15 protein-coding genes and 1 pseudogene are annotated in these 14,202 nt (G+C 69.8%); 11 read left to right on the top strand and 5 right to left on the bottom strand.

Features of this window, described 5'->3' with window-relative positions:
* Positions 1 to 55: 55 nt before the first annotated feature.
* The 3 genes and pseudogenes from E7Z54_RS01060 to E7Z54_RS01050 form a co-directional block, all read right to left on the bottom strand.
* Positions 56 to 1,450 carry an MFS transporter gene (locus E7Z54_RS01060; protein ID WP_136430970.1) on the bottom strand — a complete coding sequence of 465 codons (1,395 nt, stop codon included), beginning with the start codon at positions 1,448 to 1,450 and terminating at the stop codon, positions 56 to 58.
* On the bottom strand, positions 1,450 to 2,310 hold the full coding sequence (locus tag E7Z54_RS01055; protein WP_136430969.1) for a glycerophosphodiester phosphodiesterase family protein: 861 nt from the start codon (positions 2,308 to 2,310) through the stop codon (positions 1,450 to 1,452). Before E7Z54_RS01055 ends, E7Z54_RS01060 begins: the two co-directional genes overlap by 1 nt.
* A pseudogene (locus E7Z54_RS01050) lies at positions 2,311 to 3,846 on the bottom strand (UDP-N-acetylglucosamine 1-carboxyvinyltransferase); the annotation flags it as partial.
* Between the two features lie 122 nt (positions 3,847 to 3,968).
* Between E7Z54_RS01050 and E7Z54_RS01045 the strand changes: the two are divergent.
* From E7Z54_RS01045 to E7Z54_RS22790, 5 genes are all read left to right on the top strand, one after another.
* The gene (locus E7Z54_RS01045; protein WP_136430967.1) at positions 3,969 to 4,985 is read left to right on the top strand and encodes a zinc-dependent alcohol dehydrogenase family protein; all 1,017 of its coding nucleotides are present in this window, start codon (positions 3,969 to 3,971) and stop codon (positions 4,983 to 4,985) included.
* A 106-nt stretch (positions 4,986 to 5,091) separates the two neighbouring features.
* Entirely contained in the window at positions 5,092 to 5,724 is a 633-nt protein-coding gene (locus tag E7Z54_RS01040) for a PAS and ANTAR domain-containing protein (RefSeq protein WP_136430966.1), read from the top strand.
* 10 nt (positions 5,725 to 5,734) lie between these two features.
* Entirely contained in the window at positions 5,735 to 5,959 is a 225-nt protein-coding gene (locus E7Z54_RS01035) for a hypothetical protein (RefSeq protein WP_136430965.1), read from the top strand.
* A 74-nt stretch (positions 5,960 to 6,033) separates the two neighbouring features.
* On the top strand, positions 6,034 to 7,236 hold the full coding sequence (locus tag E7Z54_RS01030) for an MFS transporter (RefSeq protein ID WP_136430964.1): 1,203 nt from the start codon (positions 6,034 to 6,036) through the stop codon (positions 7,234 to 7,236).
* A 152-nt stretch (positions 7,237 to 7,388) separates the two neighbouring features.
* Positions 7,389 to 7,562 (top strand): hypothetical protein, encoded by a 174-nt coding sequence (locus tag E7Z54_RS22790; RefSeq protein ID WP_168798099.1) that lies wholly within the window; start codon positions 7,389 to 7,391, stop codon positions 7,560 to 7,562.
* Positions 7,563 to 7,587: 25 nt separating this feature from the next.
* On the opposite strand, the gene E7Z54_RS01025 is transcribed toward E7Z54_RS22790, so the two are convergent.
* Positions 7,588 to 7,974 carry a DUF1304 domain-containing protein gene (locus E7Z54_RS01025; RefSeq protein WP_136430963.1) on the bottom strand — a complete coding sequence of 129 codons (387 nt, stop codon included), beginning with the start codon at positions 7,972 to 7,974 and terminating at the stop codon, positions 7,588 to 7,590.
* 42 nt (positions 7,975 to 8,016) lie between these two features.
* A complete protein-coding gene (locus tag E7Z54_RS01020) occupies positions 8,017 to 8,397 on the bottom strand; it encodes a hypothetical protein (RefSeq protein WP_136430962.1) in 381 nt (126 codons plus the stop codon).
* 160 nt (positions 8,398 to 8,557) lie between these two features.
* Between E7Z54_RS01020 and E7Z54_RS01015 the strand changes: the two genes are divergently transcribed.
* The 6 genes from E7Z54_RS01015 to E7Z54_RS00990 all read left to right on the top strand — a co-directional run bounded on the left by E7Z54_RS01015 (position 8,558) and on the right by E7Z54_RS00990 (position 13,872).
* Positions 8,558 to 8,974, top strand: a complete 417-nt coding sequence (locus tag E7Z54_RS01015; protein WP_136430961.1) for a VOC family protein — start codon at positions 8,558 to 8,560, stop codon at positions 8,972 to 8,974.
* Positions 8,971 to 9,312 (top strand): YciI family protein, encoded by a 342-nt coding sequence (locus E7Z54_RS01010; protein WP_168798098.1) that lies wholly within the window; start codon positions 8,971 to 8,973, stop codon positions 9,310 to 9,312. Before E7Z54_RS01015 ends, E7Z54_RS01010 begins: the two co-directional genes overlap by 4 nt.
* Positions 9,309 to 10,505, top strand: coding sequence for an RNA polymerase sigma factor (locus E7Z54_RS01005; protein ID WP_136430960.1), 1,197 nt, complete (start codon positions 9,309 to 9,311; stop codon positions 10,503 to 10,505). The genes E7Z54_RS01010 and E7Z54_RS01005 overlap by 4 nt, the downstream gene beginning before the upstream one ends.
* 88 nt (positions 10,506 to 10,593) lie before the next feature.
* Positions 10,594 to 11,064: a helix-turn-helix transcriptional regulator gene (locus tag E7Z54_RS01000; RefSeq protein ID WP_136430959.1), complete on the top strand. Its 471-nt coding sequence runs from the start codon at positions 10,594 to 10,596 to the stop codon at positions 11,062 to 11,064.
* Positions 11,061 to 11,471 (top strand): VOC family protein, encoded by a 411-nt coding sequence (locus E7Z54_RS00995; RefSeq protein WP_136430958.1) that lies wholly within the window; start codon positions 11,061 to 11,063, stop codon positions 11,469 to 11,471. Before E7Z54_RS01000 ends, E7Z54_RS00995 begins: the two co-directional genes overlap by 4 nt.
* 37 nt (positions 11,472 to 11,508) lie before the next feature.
* Positions 11,509 to 13,872 carry an ATP-binding cassette domain-containing protein gene (locus E7Z54_RS00990; RefSeq protein ID WP_136430957.1) on the top strand — a complete coding sequence of 788 codons (2,364 nt, stop codon included), beginning with the start codon at positions 11,509 to 11,511 and terminating at the stop codon, positions 13,870 to 13,872.
* Positions 13,873 to 14,202: the final 330 nt, after the last annotated feature.

Raw genomic sequence — 14,202 nt, 5'->3', positions numbered from 1 at the left:
CCTTACCCATCAACGCTACCCGCGGGTAAAAGGTTCCAACCGTAAATCGGCAGCCTCAGATGACCGGGGGCCGCTTGTTGCCCGCCTCGCGGATCCCGCGCTCGGTGTCGACCCGCAGCAGGAGGAGTGCACCCAGCGCGAAGAACGCGATCAGCGCGAAGACCGCCGGCCGATAGGAGCCGGAGAACTGGTAGACCAGGCCGAAGGTGAGGGTGCCCAGCCAGGATGTCCCGCGGTCCATCGCGTGGTAGAGGCTGAAGTACTCACCCTCCTTGCCACGTGGGATGAACAGCGAGAAGTAGGAGCGCGCCAGCGCCTGGGTCCCGCCGAGCACGATGCCGATGGCGACCGCGAGCAGCAGGAACGGGACCAGGCTCTCCTCGGGGATCCACAGCGCGACGGTCACGATGACCATCCAGATGGCCAGACCGGTCAAGATCACGCGCTTGGCGCCCAGCCGGCCGGCCAGCCTGCCGAAGCCGACCGCGCCGAACACGGCCACGAACTGGACCAGGAGGTAGGCCCCCAACACGGTGCCGGTGGCGAAGCCGAGCTCCTTCTCGCCGAAGATCGCCGCCGAGGCGATCACGGTCTGGATCCCGTCGTTGAAGAACAGATAGGCGACCAGGAACGTCAGCGCCATGGGGTAGTTGCGCAGGTCCTTCAGCGTCGCCCACAGCTGGCCGAAGGAGCGGGCCAGCAGTCCACCCGCGACCTGCTCGACAGCGGCGGGGTCCCGCGGCCGGATGCCGCGCCACGGGATGATCGTCCACGCCGCCCACCAGATCGCGCCCGACAGCATGCAGAGACGCACCGCCGTCGCCGTGCTCAGCCCGAGGGTGTCGTTGAACGTCACCACGGCGAAGTTCACCGCGAGCAGGAGCCCTCCGCCGGCGTAGCCGTAGGCCCAGCCAATCGACGAGACCCGGTCCCGCTCCGACTCCTCGGAGATCAGCGGCAGGATCGAGTCGTTGATGACGGTCGAGGCGCCGAACGAGAGGTTGGCGACGATGAAGACCAGGCTGCCGAACAGCCAGTTGTCGCCGACCAGGAAGAACAGCATCGCGGCCGCGAGCGCGCCGGTCCAGGCGAAGCCGGCGAGCATTCCCGGCTTGTTCGCGGTGCGGTCGGCGATCGCCCCGATCAAGGGGTAGAGCAGGGCGCCGAGCACCGTCGACAGGGTGATGACGTACGACGGGAGCGACCCCGGCGAGATGGCCAGCCCGAGCAGCTCGAGACTCTCGCGGCACCTCCGGTCGTCATCGCCGACGAAGCCGCACGCGGCCTGCTCGGCAACGGAGATCAGGTAGGGCGCGAACAGGACACCCGCGATCGTCGTCGCGAACGCCGAGTTGGCCCAGTCGTAGAAGAACCAGGCCCGCTGCTCCTTGGAGCGGTGCAGCGGCGCGAGGTCCGCGATGCCCGTCGGACCACCATCAGTCGGATTCATCAGGCGTTCCCTCCCGGCGCCGGCCACCATTGGCCTCGCGCCTGGAGGACATCCTTGAGCAGGTCGGTGCGGTCCGTGAAGAGGCCGTCGACCCCGCGGTCGAGCAGTTCGGCCATCTCGGCGGGGTCGTCCACGGTCCATACGTGCACCTGGTGGCCCGTGGCATGGGCCCGCCGGAGGAAGCCCGGGGTGACGACGACGAAGGGACCGCGGCGGTGCGGCACCTGGAACGCCGCGAAGGAACCGCCGGCCAGGAGGGTCGCGAGCCGGGCAGAGGGGGAGAATCGGAACATGATCGTCTCCCACGGGTCCGCCGCCGTGGGGACCCGGCCCTCGGTCAGTCGCCGGAAGCGGCGGATCCGGCTCCGTGAGAAGGACCCGACGAGCACACGGTCCCACAGCTGGCGCTCGCGCACGAGCGCGGCGAGCGGGGCCACCGCGGCCTCGGACTTGATGTCGATGTTGAACCGGGACTGCGGGAACGAGTCGATCAGGTCGACCAGGGTGGGCACCTGCTCCCGTCCTGCGATCCGTGCCCGTCGGATATCCGCGAGGGTGAGGTCCCGCACGGCGCCCACGCGGTCGGTGACCCGGTCGAGAACGGCGTCGTGGAAGGCCAGCAGCACGCCGTCCCTCGTCAGGTGGACGTCGGTCTCCAGGTAGTCGTAGCCGAGCTCGGCCGCGTGCCGAAACGCCGCGAGCGTGTTCTCCAGGCCCTCGATCTCGGGGTGGTAGGCACCGCCGCGATGAGCGAACGCGAGCACCTTGCCCTCCGGCAGGTACTTCCAGACGGGCAGCGCGACGGGAGGACTCGGCGTCGGCTTGCGGCGCCGTCCGGTCCGCAGGCGCGCCCGGACCATCTAGATGTCCCGGAACGTCTCGATGTCCGCGCCCAGGGAGCTGAGCCGCTCGGCGAGGTCCTCGTAGCCGCGGTGGATGACGTAGGTGCCGCGCAGCACCGACGTGCCCTTGCTCGCCAGCATCGCCAGGAGCACCACGACGGCCGGGCGCAGTGCCGGAGGACAGATCAGCTCGGCACCGGTCCACGAGGTCGGACCCTCGATCATCACCCGATGGGGGTCGAGCAGCGTGACCCGGCCACCCAGCTTGTTGAGCTCGGTGAGGTAGATCGCCCGGTTGTCGTAGACCCAGTCGTGCAGGTAGGTCTGGCCCTCGGCGACCGCGGCGATGACCGCGAAGAACGGCAGGTTGTCGATGTTGAGGCCCGGGAACGGCATCGGGTGGATCTTGTCGCGCGGCGCGACGAGCTCCGACGCGCGGGTGATGATGTCGACCAGGCGGGTCCGGCCGTTGGCGGCGACGTACTCCTCGGAGAGGTCGTAGCGGAATCCCATCTCCTCCAGCATCGCGAGCTCGATCTCGAGGAACTCGATCGGCGCCCGGCGGATGGTGATCTCGGAGCGGGTCACGATGGCGGCAGCCAACAGCGACATCGCCTCGATCGGGTCCTCGCTGGGGGAGTAGTCGACATCGACGTCGATGGTCTCGCGTCCGGTCACGGTCAGCGTCGTCGTACCGATCCCGTCGACCTCGACGCCCAGCGCCTGCAGGAAGAAGCAGAGGTCCTGGACCATGTAGTTCGACGACGCGTTCCGGATCACGGTGGTGCCGGGATGGAGAGCCGCCGCCATGAGTGCGTTCTCGGTGACCGTGTCGCCGCGCTCGGTCAGCACGATCGGGCGACCCGGCACGATGGCCCGGTTGACCTGGGCGTGGTACCAGCCGTCCGAGGCCTTCACGTCGAGGCCGAACGGCCGCAGCGCCGACATGTGCGGCTCGACGGTCCGGGTGCCGAGGTTGCAGCCGCCGGCGTAGGGCAGCTCGAAGGTCTCGGCACGGTGCAGCAGCGGGCCGAGGAACATGATCACCGAGCGCGTCCGGCGCGCCGCCTCCTCGTCGATCTTGGAGAAGTCGAGGTCCTTGGGCGGGACGATCTCGAGGTCGTTGTCGGCGTTGATCCACCGTGCCTGCACGCCGAGGCTGGCGAGCACCTCGAGCAGGCGGTTGACCTCCTCGATGCGGGCCACCTTGCGCAGCGTCGTCCGGCCGCGGTTCAGCAGGGACGCGCACAGCAGAGCGACACCGGCGTTCTTCGACGTCTTCACGTCGATGCTGCCGGTCAGCGTCGTCGGGCCCTTGACCCGGAGGTGAATCGGTCCGGCACCGAGCGCGACGATCTCGGAGTCCAAGGCACTGCCGATCCGCGCCAGCATCTCCAACGAGAGGTTCTGATGCCCCTTCTCGATCCGGTTGATCGCACTCTGGCTGGTGCCGAGGCGCTCGGCGAGCTGCGCCTGCGTCAGCCCGCGGTGCTTACGGGCGTCTCGGATCAGGTTGCCGATGCGGCCCTTGTAGTCGCCGGTGTCGTCGTCGAGCGTCATACCATCGACGGTAACTCATATATGAGATAACGCAAACCGGGCTAGCCGGTAGGAGCGTCGAGAGTTTCTGGCGGCCGTGGGCAGCGCCGTGAGGAGCTCTGGCAGGATCGCACACCGTGCGCGCCACGACAATTCACGCCCCCGGCGACATCCGCGTCGAGGAGGTCCCCGACCCGGCCATCGAGCAGCCCACGGACGCCATCGTCAAGGTCACGGCCGGGTGCATCTGTGGCTCGGACCTGTGGCCCTACCGTGGCGAGAACCCGATTCGGGGCGGTTCGACGATCGGCCACGAGTGCGTCGGTGTGGTCGAGGAGGTCGGCAGCGCAGTGACATCGGTCAAGCCAGGCGACTTCGTCATCGTGCCGTTCTGCCACTGTGACAACTCGTGCCCGAACTGCCGGTTCGGCGCGCACTCGGCCTGTGTGAACCTCGGCATCACGAGCAGTGGGCAGGCCGAGTACGCGCGGGTCACCCAGGCCGACGGAAGCCTGGTCGTTACCGATGGCGTTCCGTCCGCCGACGAGCTGCCGTCCGTGCTGGCTCTGACCGACGTGATGCCCACCGGCTGGCACGCGGCCGTCGCGGCCGGTGTGCGAGCCGGTGGGACGGTGATGGTCGTGGGCGACGGGGCGGTCGGCCTGTGCGGCGTCCTCGCCGCGTCGGTGATGGGTGCCGAGACGGTGATCGCCATGTCCCGGCACGAGCCCCGGCAGAGCCTCGCCCGGGCCTTCGGCGCCACCCATGTGGTCGCCGCGCGGGGGCGCGAAGGCGTCGCCGAGGTCCGCGAGATCACCGGCGGGATCGGTGTCGACGCCGCCCTCGAGTGCGTCGGCACCGACGACGCGATGCGTACGGCGATCAGCGCGACCCGCCCGGGCGGCGGGGTCGGCTTCGTCGGCGTCCCGCACGGCGTCGAGCTGCCGATTCGCAAGCTCTTCGAGAAGAACGTCGGCGTCCGTGGTGGCATGGCCCCGGTGCGTCGCTACCTGCCCGAGCTGCTCGAGCTCGTCGTCGCGGGCCGGATCGACCCCGGCCGGGTGTTCGACCTGACGCTCCCGCTGGAGGAGGCGCCCGAGGGCTACCGGGCCATGGACGAGCGCCGTGCCATCAAGGTGATGCTCCGCCCCTGACGCGCGGACGTCGGCCCAGAGCGGCCTGACTCGGCAGAACCCAGGCTTGTCCGGCCAGCCGTGCGGATCGCCCCCCACGCAGGCTGACTGGTGGCACTATCAGTCCATGCAGGCACCACTGCCCAGCCGCCCGACGGGCCGGTTCTCCTTCGACGCAGCCACCGGCAAATGGGACTGGGACGACGAGGTGTTCCGGATCCACGGCTATGCGCCCGGCGCCGTCGTGCCCACCACCGACCTGGTGATGGGTGCCAAGCACCCCGACGACCGCGAGCGGGTGCTGGCCGACCTGAAGCGGGCGTCCCACACCGGTGACCCGTTCGCGATCTCCTACCGGATCCTGGGCGCCGACGACACCGAGCGCCGGGTGGTGCTGGTGGGAGAGGGCGGCGTGTGCGCCCCGGGCGAGTCAACGCTCGTCCAGGGCTACTACATCGACCTCTCCGCGGACGTCGAGCAGATCGTCGGCCACGAGATCCACGACGCCGTCGAGGCCACCGTGGAGGCGCGGGGCACCATCGAGCAGGCCAAGGGCGCGATCATGCTGGCCTACGGGCTGGACGCCGACGCCGCGTTCGCCATGCTTCGCTGGTGGTCGCGCAACCGCAACGTGAAGGTCCGGGAGCTGGCCGCCCGGCTCGTCGGCGTCGTCCAGGAGGGCGGGATCGGGTTCGCCGACCTCCGCCTCCGCGTGGACGGATTGCTCCACGACCTGACCGAAGCCCCGCCGAATGGGTAATGCCCCGGGCATGACCGAGCACCAGGGCGAGAAGGCCGACGACGACCGCGTGGACTCCCGTGCCGAGCTGCTGCCCGAGGAGGACACTGCCGGGAGCGCGGATCCGCACGACCAGGCCGAGCAGATCCTGCGGGAGTCCGACGAGCGGGTCGATGACCCCGAGGGCACCGGCGCCCGGTCGGTGCAGACGTCCAGCCCGGACGAGCGTCCGAGCGAGGCCGACGATCTCGACTAGACCGAGCCGCCCGACCGCCTACTCGCTCGCCACCGGCACGCCGTAGCCTCCGGTCTGACCGGAGGAGGTGAGGCATGGCGAGCCGTCTCGCACCGTGGCTGCGCGTCGCGTCGGCGATGACCTGCGTGGGGTGGGGCGCGAACCAGTTCGCCGGTCTGCTGGAGGTCTACCGGGGGACCGGTCACCGCTCGGAGGCGTTCGTGTCGAGCGCGGTGGGGGTCTACGCGGCCGGACTCATCCCGGCGCTCCTGGTCGTCGCGGCGATCTCGAACCGGGTCGACCGGCGGACTCCGGTCCGGTGGTCGGTGCTCCTCTCAGCCGCCGGCTCGGTCCTGATCATGGCCGGGGCCGAGCACGACTGGCTCGTCCTCCTCGGTCGTTTCGTCGCGGGTGTCGCCACGGGGGCGGTGCTGGCGCCGGGCACGGCGTGGCTCATGGACCTGTCGCCCGCGGACAGCTCGGGCACCGGCGCACGACGCGCGACCGTCGCCCTGTCCCTCGGTTTCGGCGGCGGGCCGCTGGTGGCTGGCCTGGTCGCGCAGTGGTCGCCGAGTCCGGCTGTGCTGCCCTACACGGTGCATCTGCTGCTCGCCGCTGTCACCGGCACCCTGTTGTGGTCGACTCCTGTCGAACCCGCCCGGCGGGACGCTTGTCCGCGTGCTGTGGCGGGACCGGGCCGCTGGGCGGGCGCGCGTGCCGTGCTCCGGCAACGCGAGTTCCTGGGCGTGGTCCCGCTGACCGCGCCATGGGTGTTCGGGACTGCGACCACCGCGTTCGCGATCGCCCCGACGGCGGTGCACGTCGCGACGCTGCCGATCGCGACGAACGCCGTGGTGACCGGGACGACGCTCGTCGCAGGCGTCGGGATCCAGCCCCTCGGGAAGCGGATGGAGCACCATGCGCGGGGGCGGACGCTATGGGTGGGGATGGCGCTGGCGGCCGTCGGGTTGCTCCTGACCGCGGTGATGTTCGTGGCGCCGCACGTGTGGATGCTCTTCCTCGTGGCACCGCTGCTGGGCGGGGCCTATGGGCTGCTGATGGTCGGAGGGCTGAGCCGGGTCGAGGTGCTGACGAAGCCCGACGACCGCGCGACGGTCAATGCCGTGTTCTACGCCCTCACCTACCTGGGATTCGCGGCGCCGTACCTCTTCGTGCTGCTGACCCAGCAGGTCGTGGGGGCGACGACGCTGCTGGGGCTGGGAACGCTGGTCGCCGCCGCGTCGGCGCTGGCGGTCGTGGGGCAGCGTCGCACGCCGCGGACCGAGCCGACCGGGTGAGCCCCGCCGGGCGCACTTCCCGGAAAACCCCCGGGGACATCGGCGATCCGCTCCGCAGCGCGCCTCTGTGTGCGACTGTGGATCGACCGGCGCCGAGGTTTGCATCGGCGGGGAGCGAGCACCATCAGCTCCACCAGGATCGGAGGTCAGCCATGGGCGCAGTTCCCTCGCACGGCGCGGGTCGAGCCGCCGGTCACTCACGCGTCGGCGGTGAGGCCTGCACGTTCCCGAGCTGTGACCGGGACCCGGTCACCGAAGCCGGCATGTGCGACGTCCACCGGCTCGTGGTCATCTCCAGTACCGGGTCCTGGCTCGAGGCCAGCTGACCGGCGACCCGGTCGAGCTCCCCGCTCAGTCCAGCACGGCGATCGCTAGCGCGGCGACACCGATCAGCGGGGGAGTGAGCTGCGTCAGCGCGGCGCGCGCCTTGTCCGGCGACGAGACGAGCAGGACCAGACCGGCGGCGACCATCGAGCCGGCGCCGCAGAACACCATCGTCGCACCGACCGTGGTCTCGTCTGCCCAGTAGAGCGCGATGCCCGCGAAGGTGATCAGCGCGAGGAACAGGTTGTAGTAGCCCTGGTTGAAGGCGAGCTCGCGGGTCGCCTCGGCCTGCTGCGCGGTGGTGCCGAACGTGGCGCGGGTCCGCTCGGTGGTCCAGGTCAGCGACTCCATCACCCAGATGTACACATGGAGCGCCGCGGCGACCGCTGCCAGCACCAGTCCGACGACCGTCATCCCGCCTCCTCGGCTCTCGCCGGAGGCTAGCAGGGGCCGCGGCTAGTAGCCCATCTTGGCGTTGAGCGCGTCCAGCCAACCCGTGATCGTCGGCACCCAGGCGTCACCGAAGGCGGTGTCGACGCCGAGGAAACGCAGGCCGACCACCGCGATCGCGACAACGGCCAGGACCAGGCTGAGGGGGACCAGCGCCTTCCCGGCGACGTACTTCTTGCTCGTCATCACCATGCCGACCACGCCCAGTCCCAGCGCCGCGACGCCGGTGCCGACGGAGACCCCGGAGGTGATCGAGAACGGCGCCGAGAGCACCGCGACGAGGCCCATCAGAAAGGCCAGCTCGGCCGCAGCCGAAGTGTGGACGCCCGGTTCGGGCGAGCTGTCCAGCAACGCGTCGACCCCGACGTCATCCGGCATCGTCGCCATGCCTCAATGGTACGTCGCCGGCGGCGTTCCCGGGGCGCTTCGGCACCCGCGTCGGCACCCGATGGGCCGGATGAAGAGAAATCTCCCGGCGGTGTCCGATCGGCGCCGCGCCCGGACGTCTAGTAGGTGACAGCACGCCCACCTGCGAAAGGAGTCCAAGATGAGCCCGACGCTGAACAGCCTCGACATCATCGTCGCGGACCTGCCCAAGTCGATCGAGTTCTACCGCCACCTCGGCTTGGAGCTCAAGGTCGATCCCTCGATGCCCGACCACGCCAGCTGCGACCTGCCGAACGGCCTTCACCTGATGCTCGACGCGGAGACGCTGACCTCGGCGGCCCGGCCCGGATGGGTCCGCGGCGCCGGAAGCCCACCGGTCTTCCTGTGCTTCGGCATGGACACGGCCGCAGAGGTCGACACTCAGTACGCTCGGCTCGTGGAGGCCGGCTACCGGGGCGAGCGCCAGCCGTGGAATGCGTTCTGGGGCATGCGGTACGCCACCGTGCTGGACCCGGACGGCAACGGCGTCGACCTGTGGGCGCCGCTCAACACCGACGACCGAGGGGCCTGCCAGTGAAGTATGTGCTGATGTTCGTCGACACCGAGGAGTTCGCCTCCGAGCTCGCCGGCATGAGCGAGCTCGAGCGCGCACGCGCCTACGACCGGGTGAACCAGTGGTTCGCCGACCACTCAGACAAGATCACTCACCACACGCACCTGCTTCCGCCGAACACCGCCACGACGGTGCGGCTGGACCGAGGCGAACCCCTGGTCACCGATGGGCCGTTCGTGGAGGGCAAGGAGGTGATCAGCGGCTTCGCTGTGGTCGAGGTTGACGACCTGGACGAAGCGCTGGCCATCGCGAGGTCGTGGCCGGCGTGCCCGGTGGTGGAGATCCGCCCGGTCGGGTCGTGAGCGGACCGGTCGACGCCGAGCTTGCCCGCGTGGTACGCGACCACGCGGGCCGGCTCGCGGCATCGCTCGTGCACCTCGTCGGCGACTTCTCCGCCGCAGAGGACCTGGTGCAGGAGGCCATCGAGGCAGCGGTGCGCACGTGGCCCGTGGAGGGCATCCCGGAGCGACCGGACGCGTGGCTGTACACCGTCGCGCGGCGCCGTGGACTCGACGTGCTCCGCCGCGAGAAGCGGCACCGGGAGAAGCTGACTGGAGTCTCCTGGCCGACCGAGCCGGAGCCCGATGATCGCCTGCGCCTCATCTTCACGTGCTGTCACCCCGCTCTTCCGCGGGCAGCGCAGGTGGCTCTCACGCTGCGGGTGGTCTGCGGTCTGACGACGGCGCAGATTGCGAAAGCGCTCGTCGTCCGGGAGAGCGCGGTAGCGCGACGGATCACCCGCGCGAAGCAGAAGATCAGCGACGCCGCCATCCCGTATCGCATCCCCGGTCCCGACGAACTGCCGGCGCGGCTCGACGAGGTCCTCACGGTGATCTATCTGTTGTTCAACGAGGGCTATCTCTCCAGCGGGGGCGACCGGGCGCAGTCGCGCGACCTCACAGACGACGCCGAGTTCCTCGCCGCGCTGCTGCATCGCCTGATGCCGACTGAACCCGAGGTTGCCGGCCTCCTGTCACTCATCCGACTGCATCGAGCGCGAGCCGCGGCCCGCTTCGATGAGAACGACGAGATCGTGCAGCTGCAGCGGCAGGACCGGTCGCTCTGGGACCATGCGGCGATCGCCGAGGCGGGTCGGTCGATTGCACGCGCCGCGTCGTACCGGCGCCCCGGCCCATACCAGCTGCAGGCCGCCATCGCCGCCTGCCATGCCGAAGCGCCCAGCTGGGAGGACACGGACTGGACCCAGATCGCCGTGCTCTACGACATGCTCGTCCACCTGGCCGCCTCGCCCGTGACCGCGCTCCACCGTGCGATCGCGCTGCGCTACGTCCAGGGTCCGGCGGAAGCGCTCGCAGCGGTCGACGAGCTCGAGAGCTCACTCGCGGAGTACCACCTCTGGCACGCGACCCGCGCCGAGCTCCTGCGTGAGCTCGGTCGGCGGGACGACGCCCAGCAGGCTGACGCCCGCGCCCTCGCGCTGACCGCGAATCCCGCCGAGCGATCACTGCTGCGGGAGCGCCTCAACTGGACCTGATCACCGCGTTCGCACGTCCTGCGCCCCGGCCTCGAGCTCGAGGTCGACCCCTCGATGCGCTCAGCCCCCACCTGTCGGTGATCGTGAGATGATCAGAGACGTGGCCAGCAGTCCCCCCGCTGCACTCGACCTGCAGAACCTCGCCCGGCTGCGTCGGGTCCGCGACCGCATCGACCGGGAGTACGCCCAACCGCTCGACGTCGAGGCTCTCGCACGGGACGCACACATGTCCGCCGGGCACCTCAGCCGCCAGTTCAAGCAGGCGTACGGCGAGTCGCCGTACTCCTACCTGATGACTCGGCGCATCGAGCGTGCGATGGCTCTGCTGCGACGCGGCGACCTGAGCGTCACCGAGGTGTGCTTCGCGGTCGGCTGCTCCTCCCTGGGAACCTTCAGCACCCGCTTCACCGAGCTCGTCGGCGTGCCACCCAGCGTCTATCGACGTGAGGGGGCGCACTCGACCGAGGGCATGCCACCGTGCGTGGCGAAGCAGATCACCAGACCGATCAGGAATCGAGAAGCATCGGCGGCAGGACGGGAGCTAGCGTCACGGACATGAGCCTCACCATTCACACCACCGTCCTGCCACACGACGACCCGGACGCGTCCGTGGCGTTCTACCGCGATGCCCTCGGCTTCGAGGTCCGCACCGACTTCGGCGAAGGCAGGATGCGCTGGATCACCGTCGGGCCGGCCGACCAGCCCGATGTGTCGATCCTGCTGGCCCCGCCCGCCGCCGACCCCGGCGTGACGGAGGACGAGCGCCGCACCGTCGTGGAGATGATGGCCAAGGGCACCTACGGCTGGATCCTGCTGGCGACCAGGGACCTCGACGCGACCTTCGAGCGGGTCCAGGCTCGCGACGCCGAAGTCGTCCAGGAGCCGACCCAGCAGCCGTACGGCGTCCGCGACTGCGCCTTCCGCGACCCGGCCGGCAACCAGATCCGCATCCAGGAACTGGTCTGAGCCGCAGCGTCGGTAGGAACCCGAAGACGGAGACACGATGAGCACCCACCCCGCCGACAGCCACGACCTGATCCGGGTCCAGGGCGCCCGGGAGAACAACCTCAAGGACGTCAGCGTCGAGATCCCCAAGCGGCGCCTCACGGTGTTCACCGGGGTCTCCGGCTCGGGCAAGAGCTCGCTGGTGTTCGAGACGATCGCGGCCGAGTCTCAACGGCTGATCAACGAGACCTACAGCGCATTCGTGCAGGGGTTCATGCCGACGCTGGCCAGGCCGGAGGTCGACCGCCTGGAGGGTCTGACGACGGCCATCATCGTCGACCAGGAGCGAATGGGTGCGAACCCGCGGTCCACGGTCGGCACCGCGACCGACGCCCACGCCATGCTGCGGATCCTCTTCAGCCGGCTCGGCAGGCCGCACGTAGGGCCACCGACGGCGTTCTCGTTCAACGTCCCGACCCGCAGGGCCAGCGGCGTGATGAGCACCGAGAAGGCGGGCGGGCGCGTGGCGAAGGACGTCGTACGGGACGCCGTCTACCTCGGTGGGATGTGCCCCCGCTGCGAGGGCACCGGCAGCGTCAGCGACATCGACCTGACCGCCCTGTACGACGAGAGCCTGTCGCTCAACGAGGGCGCGCTGACCATCCCGGGCTACAGCATGGACGGGTGGTACGGGCGGATCTTCCGCGGCTGCGGCTACTTCGACCCCGACAAGCCGATCGGCAAGTACACGAAGAAGGAGCGGGACGACCTCCTGTACCGCGAGGCCACGAAGATCAAGGTCGACGGCATCAACCTGACCTACCTCGGCCTGATCCCGCAGATCCAGAAGTCGTTCCTGTCCAAGGACGTCGAGGCGATGCAGCCCCACATCCGCGCGTTCGTGGAGCGGGCCGTGACGTTCCAGACCTGTCCCGACTGCGCCGGCACGCGTCTGACGAAGGAGGCGCTCGCCTCGAGGATCAAGGGCAAGAACATCGCGGACCTCTGCGCGATGCAGATCAGCGACCTGGCGGAGTGGGTTCGGGAGCTCGACGAGCCGTCGGTCGCGCCGCTCCTCACCGGCCTCCAGCACCTGTTCGAGGCGTTCACGGAGATCGGTCTGGGCTATCTCTCCCTCGACCGGCCGGCGGGCACGCTGTCCGGCGGCGAGGCGCAGCGGACGAGGATGATCCGTCACCTCGGGTCCTCGCTCACCGACGTCACCTACGTCTTCGACGAGCCCACGATCGGGCTGCACCCCCACGACATCGAGCGGATGAACAACCTGCTGCTCCAGCTGCGCGACAAGGGCAACACGGTGCTCGTCGTGGAGCACAAGCCGGAGACGATCTCGATCGCCGACCACGTGATCGACCTCGGCCCGGGCGCCGGGACCGGCGGCGGCGAGGTCGTCTTCGAGGGCACGGTCAGGGGGCTGCGGGGGAGCGACACCGTCACCGGCCGGCACCTGGATGACCGGGCCACGCTGAAGGGGTCGGTGCGGGACGCCACCGGCACGCTCGCGGTCCGGGGCGCCTCGACCAACAACCTCCACAACCTCGACGTCGACATCCCACTCGGCATGTTGTGCGTGCTCACCGGCGTCGCCGGATCCGGCAAGAGCTCCCTGGTCCAGGGCTCGGTCGCCGGCCGCGACGGCGTGGTCGTGATCGACCAGGGAGCGATCAAGGGCTCGCGACGCAGCAACCCGGCGACCTACACCGGGCTGCTGGATCCGATCCGCAAGGCCTTCGCCAAGGCGAACGGCGTCAAACCGGCACTGTTCAGCTCGAACTCGGAGGGCGCCTGTCCGACGTGCAACGGCGCCGGCGTCATCTACACCGAGCTTGGCGTGATGGCGACCGTCGAGTCCCCGTGCGAGGACTGCGAGGGCAGGCGGTTCCAGGCGTCCGTGCTGGAGTACACGCTCGGTGGTCGCAACATCGCCGAGGTCCTCGCGATGTCGGTGACCGAGGCTGAGGAGTTCTTAGCCGAGGGCGAGGCACGTACGCCGGCCGCCCACAGGGTCCTCGACCGGCTCGCCGACGTGGGGCTCGGCTACCTGTCCCTCGGCCAGCCACTGACCACCCTCTCCGGCGGCGAGCGCCAGCGGCTCAAGCTGGCGACCCAGATGGCCGACAAGGGCGAGGTCTACATCCTCGACGAGCCGACCACCGGCCTGCACCTGGCCGATGTCGAGAACCTCCTGGGTCTGCTCGACCGACTCGTCGACTCCGGCAAGTCGGTCATCGTGATCGAGCACCACCAAGCGGTCATGGCTCATGCCGACTGGATCATCGACCTCGGCCCGGGCGCCGGGCACGACGGGGGCCGCGTCGTCTTCGAAGGCACGCCGGCCGACCTGGTCGCGGCCCGATCCACGCTCACCGGCGAGCACCTGGCGGCGTACGTCAGCGGCTGAGGGTCACCCGACGGCCAGTGGTCCGCGACGGAGCGGTCGTCGGAGCGAGGACAGGGAGACTCTGCTGCCCGGAAACGCGACGAAATCCTGATGGGCTTGTAGGATTCGTCGGCCCGGCACTCTCCTGATTGATATCTCATGAGTCTTCGTGGCCTTCAGCCGCCATCACCTCTTGTCCTTGCTATCTCGGCGCTGGCTGTGTTCCTCATGCTGATCGCGCTGATCGGCCAGACCGCCGGCAGCACGACCGCGCCCGGGACCGCGCCGGATGCGGCGGCTGCGGGGGAGGCGCGGCCCAGGACCGAACCAGCACCTCCGCCGCCACCGCCT

The sequence above is a fragment of the Nocardioides sp. genome (genome assembly GCF_004803405.1).
GTDB lineage: Bacteria > Actinomycetota > Actinomycetes > Propionibacteriales > Nocardioidaceae > Nocardioides > Nocardioides vastitatis.
Note: the sequence above shows the minus strand (reverse complement) of the source record. Positions and strands in the feature narration are given on the sequence as shown.

Coding starts and splice junctions, on each gene's coding strand:
- E7Z54_RS01040 (WP_136430966.1), top strand. CDS start 5,092: ATGCAGGCACCACTGCCCAGCCGCCCGACGGGCCGGTTCTCCTTCGAC.
- E7Z54_RS01055 (WP_136430969.1), bottom strand. CDS start 2,310: ATGGTCCGGGCGCGCCTGCGGACCGGACGGCGCCGCAAGCCGACGCCG.
- E7Z54_RS01025 (WP_136430963.1), bottom strand. CDS start 7,974: ATGACGGTCGTCGGACTGGTGCTGGCAGCGGTCGCCGCGGCGCTCCAT.
- E7Z54_RS01020 (WP_136430962.1), bottom strand. CDS start 8,397: ATGGCGACGATGCCGGATGACGTCGGGGTCGACGCGTTGCTGGACAGC.
- E7Z54_RS01035 (WP_136430965.1), top strand. CDS start 5,735: ATGACCGAGCACCAGGGCGAGAAGGCCGACGACGACCGCGTGGACTCC.
- E7Z54_RS01030 (WP_136430964.1), top strand. CDS start 6,034: ATGGCGAGCCGTCTCGCACCGTGGCTGCGCGTCGCGTCGGCGATGACC.
- E7Z54_RS01060 (WP_136430970.1), bottom strand. CDS start 1,450: ATGAATCCGACTGATGGTGGTCCGACGGGCATCGCGGACCTCGCGCCG.
- E7Z54_RS00995 (WP_136430958.1), top strand. CDS start 11,061: ATGAGCCTCACCATTCACACCACCGTCCTGCCACACGACGACCCGGAC.
- E7Z54_RS00990 (WP_136430957.1), top strand. CDS start 11,509: ATGAGCACCCACCCCGCCGACAGCCACGACCTGATCCGGGTCCAGGGC.
- E7Z54_RS01000 (WP_136430959.1), top strand. CDS start 10,594: ATGATCAGAGACGTGGCCAGCAGTCCCCCCGCTGCACTCGACCTGCAG.
- E7Z54_RS01015 (WP_136430961.1), top strand. CDS start 8,558: ATGAGCCCGACGCTGAACAGCCTCGACATCATCGTCGCGGACCTGCCC.
- E7Z54_RS22790 (WP_168798099.1), top strand. CDS start 7,389: ATGGGCGCAGTTCCCTCGCACGGCGCGGGTCGAGCCGCCGGTCACTCA.